We start from the raw sequence: 3,207 nt of genomic DNA, 5'->3' as shown, positions 1-3,207 counted from the left end.
CAGTTTCGAGAGGGCGGCTCGGCATGCGTCGATACCGCGGCGGGCGATGTCGCTGCGGTCGATGTGGTCGCACACCGCGAGGCCCCGGTAGCCGTCGGAGTCGCACAGCGTGCAGGCGTCGATCGCGGCGCGCTCGAGGTGCCGCGTGCTGGTTGCGCGGGCTTCGGCCATCGCTTCGTCGTAGGCACGGATGCGGTCGGCCTGGCGCTGGGCGTAGCCGTCATCGAGCTGCGGGCTCATGCCAGCCTCGCGGTCTCGGTGTGCTCTGGTGCGCGGTAGCAGAACGTCCGGCCGGTGTCCGCGTGGTACCAACGGTTCTCGCCGTCAACGCCTTTCGTGGCCCAGACGATGTGCTCGCCGCACTCGCCGCACAGCTTCCGGCTAGACATGCTCGATCGACTTCCGCTCGGCCAGCTCGGCGATCGCCGCCAGTTGCCGCTGGCCTGCTTCGAGTGCGGCGTCGTGGCGGTCTTCGCGGGCCTGGCGCTCGGCGTCGCTCTCGCGCTCGGTGCGGTCGCGGCGGATCTCGCGGGCGAAGGCGATGATCTCGGCCGGCTCCGGGGCGTCCGGGTGGCTGAGCGCGCGTTTCTTCACGGCCGCAACGAGATCCGGGAGTTCGAGCCTGTAGGTGCTGAACAGCTCGGCCCAGACGGAAGCCGTTGCGAGAGCGGCCTGTTCGTCGTCCATGCGGGGCGCGGTGCGGCGGTGGCACGCGGTGACGAGGGTCATGATTTCGAGGGCGTCTGCTCTGCTGGTCATTCGAGTTCCTTGGGCTGATCGAGGTTGGTGAGCTGGGAGTTTTCGCGGGCTCGTTCCTGTTGGGCGAGTTCGGCAAAGGCGCGCAACTTGCTGGTTGACTTGCCTTTGGCGCCGGGCGCTGCGCGGGATCGTTTGACCAGATCACCGAGGACGGTGGGCAGGAATTCGGGCCGGTCGCAGTCGGGCCGGCGGTCCCATTCGGTGAGGGATTCGCGGATCAGTGCGTCGGCGTGGCCGTCGCGGGCGAGGTCGCCGACCTGGACGGCGAGGCGTTCGAGGGTGCCGCGCGGGTATCCGGCTTCGCCGAGCACCTGGCGGACAACGGTCAGCGTGGCCGATGTCGGCCGGCGGCGCGTTCTGCGAGTTCCGGTTTCGACGTAAGCGGGTTCGTCGACGACGTCGCGGGCGTTCGGTTCTGGAGCTGTCGTCGAAAGGTGACCAGAAGTATTGGGTTGGTGTTGGTGTTGGGTATATACCCGGGAGTCCCGGGGGGACGCCGCCAAAGTGTCCCTAGGGGACTCTGACGGGGACATATCGGGAGACCCATCGGGGGACGAACTGCGCTGGCGCTGCTTCTTTTTGCGCCATTTCTCCCGGTCAGCCTCGATTTGCTCGCGGCTGTCCTGGCGTCCCGGACCCACGAATTCGTGGAACATGTAGCCGGTTTCGCCGTCTTGTTCTGCGCCTCCGTGCCACAGTCCCGCGAGCACTAAACGGCGTGCTTTTGCGCTCCCTTTTGACTGCTGTTTGACCCACCAATCGGGCACGAAACCGTTCGTCAGGTAGGCCATGCAGAACGATCCGGCACGAGCCCACATGCCCATGGCTTCGTCGCCGGCGCGCTGCGCCTTGGGGTGTGAGTGGAGTGCGTCATCGACGCGGAAGTGAGGCATTACGGGGTTGCCTCCTGGTTGGCGAGTTCGAGTAGGACATCGGCATGGCATGGCACCCGGTTGCCGTGCTCGTCAACGAGTGGGCACCAGCAGGCGAGATCGTGGCCGGCCAGCTCGTCTTCGACGTCGTCGATGGTGAACGACAGACGGTCTTCCATTAGGGCTTCGCGGAACAGGCGAGCGGCGATACCGCGCGTCTCTGCGGCAGACTCGGCGTAATGCTCGTAACCGTTCTCGTCACGAACGAAGTAGCGGCCGACGATGCGACACGGGTTGCCCCATTTCGTCGGGCGGGCGACGTTGATGGCGTCGGCGGGTTTGCGCCAGCCTTCGGTGCGGCGCAACTGGATTCGCTGCGGGGTCGTCATGGTGTGCACCAGGGGGCGTCGGCGCCGGTGAGGGGCACACTCTTATTGCCGCCCTGTTCCGCCGGGCGGCGGTGGCGCGGGAGCAGTCCGTTGATGGGCGCGATCAGCCGGCCGCAGAGGGGGCAGCGGCGGTGAACGGCGTTGCCTACCTTCATTCGATCCCTCCCTGAGTTGGGCATGCCATGTGGCCGGAGCGGTCTTCGCAGAGCTGGCCGCCGAGGTGGTGCAGCCACGCCGGGCCGTTCGGGGTGATCGGCACGTAGGTGATCGGCTGGCCGCAGTGGACGCACACCTCACCCATCGGTCGCTCCGTCCGCCACGTCGACGAAGTGCGAGTGCTTCTGCTCGTGCATCTCGACGGCGCTGCGCAGGACGCGGCCGGTCAGTGTCCAGGTGCGGGTGCAGTCCTGGCATTTCGCGGTGATCCCCGCGGCCAGCGCCACCGGTCGTTCGTCGTGCACCGCGGCCACCGGCGCGACGACTGGCACAGGTGCAGGGTCCGGTTGTTTGTTGCCGGGGCATTTCGTGGCCGATGGTGCGCAGCGCCAACCTGTTTCGGTCTCGACGAATCGGCGTGAGCCGGTGCGGCCGCACACCTCGCACGTGTGCCTCACGGCGTCCTGGGCGCGCGGTGCTGTCGACGGCTCGTCGAGATCTTTGGTGTGGAAGTCAGGACGATCGATCAGATGCCCTTGGTTGCCCCACGATCCGGCGTAGGAGTCGCCGAGATTGAGCCAGAGGGTGCCATCGTCGGCCAGGACGCGGTGCAGATCGCCGAACAGTTCTCGGAGGCGCTCGACGTACTCAGCGGGCGATGATTCGAGCCCGTATTGGCCTTCGGTGCCGTAGTCGCGCAGACCGTAGTACGGGGGGCTGGTGACGATGCAGTCGGCCGCGCCGGCCGCGAGCTCGCCGGCCACTGCCAGTGCGTCGCCGTGGTGAAGTGCGATCTGGTCATCGCGGTAATACTCAGTCATGATGCGACTCCGAACAGGTCGAGCTGACCCATGGCGTGGCAGCTGCACGGGCAGCGGTAGATGTGAGACGGCCGAACCACAACGGCCACAACGCCGCTCGGCGCGGTGACGTAGCCCTCGGGCAGCCGGATGCCGGACTGCAACGGGCCACCTGCGCGGTAAGCGCAGCGATCGTGGCGATCCGCCACGCAGTGACCCGTTGCGCCCAGC

The 3,207-nt window shown here is 67.3% G+C and carries 7 protein-coding genes and 1 pseudogene; all 8 read right to left on the bottom strand.

From position 1 onward, the window contains the following. Window positions 1-240 (bottom strand): annotated as a pseudogene (locus CYU59_RS14125) (hypothetical protein); the annotation flags it as partial. After that, the gene (locus CYU59_RS14120; RefSeq protein WP_292990546.1) at window positions 237-389 is read right to left on the bottom strand and encodes a hypothetical protein; all 153 of its coding nucleotides are present in this window, start codon (window positions 387-389) and stop codon (window positions 237-239) included. The gene CYU59_RS14120 and the pseudogene CYU59_RS14125, both read right to left, overlap by 4 nt. After that, window positions 382-729, bottom strand: coding sequence for a hypothetical protein (locus CYU59_RS14115; protein ID WP_292990545.1), 348 nt, complete (start codon window positions 727-729; stop codon window positions 382-384). The genes CYU59_RS14120 and CYU59_RS14115 overlap by 8 nt, the downstream gene beginning before the upstream one ends. A 26-nt stretch (window positions 730-755) precedes the next feature. After that, entirely contained in the window at window positions 756-1,652 is an 897-nt protein-coding gene (locus CYU59_RS14110) for a hypothetical protein (RefSeq protein ID WP_292990544.1), read from the bottom strand. Then, the gene (locus tag CYU59_RS14105) at window positions 1,652-2,020 is read right to left on the bottom strand and encodes a DUF4326 domain-containing protein (protein WP_292990543.1); all 369 of its coding nucleotides are present in this window, start codon (window positions 2,018-2,020) and stop codon (window positions 1,652-1,654) included. Before CYU59_RS14105 ends, CYU59_RS14110 begins: the two co-directional genes overlap by 1 nt. Window positions 2,021-2,171: 151 nt before the next feature. Next, the gene (locus tag CYU59_RS14100; protein ID WP_292990542.1) at window positions 2,172-2,321 is read right to left on the bottom strand and encodes a hypothetical protein; all 150 of its coding nucleotides are present in this window, start codon (window positions 2,319-2,321) and stop codon (window positions 2,172-2,174) included. Continuing rightward, a complete protein-coding gene (locus CYU59_RS14095; RefSeq protein ID WP_363114589.1) occupies window positions 2,314-3,000 on the bottom strand; it encodes a DNA methyltransferase in 687 nt (228 codons plus the stop codon). The genes CYU59_RS14100 and CYU59_RS14095 overlap by 8 nt, the downstream gene beginning before the upstream one ends. Continuing rightward, window positions 2,994-3,207, bottom strand: a 214-nt coding sequence (locus CYU59_RS14090; RefSeq protein WP_292990538.1) for a hypothetical protein, incomplete at its 5' end; no start/stop codon positions are given. The genes CYU59_RS14090 and CYU59_RS14095, both read right to left, overlap by 7 nt.

This window comes from Mycobacterium sp. (assembly GCF_002863225.1).
Lineage (GTDB): Bacteria > Actinomycetota > Actinomycetes > Mycobacteriales > Mycobacteriaceae > Mycobacterium.
Note: the sequence above shows the minus strand (reverse complement) of the source record. Positions and strands in the feature narration are given on the sequence as shown.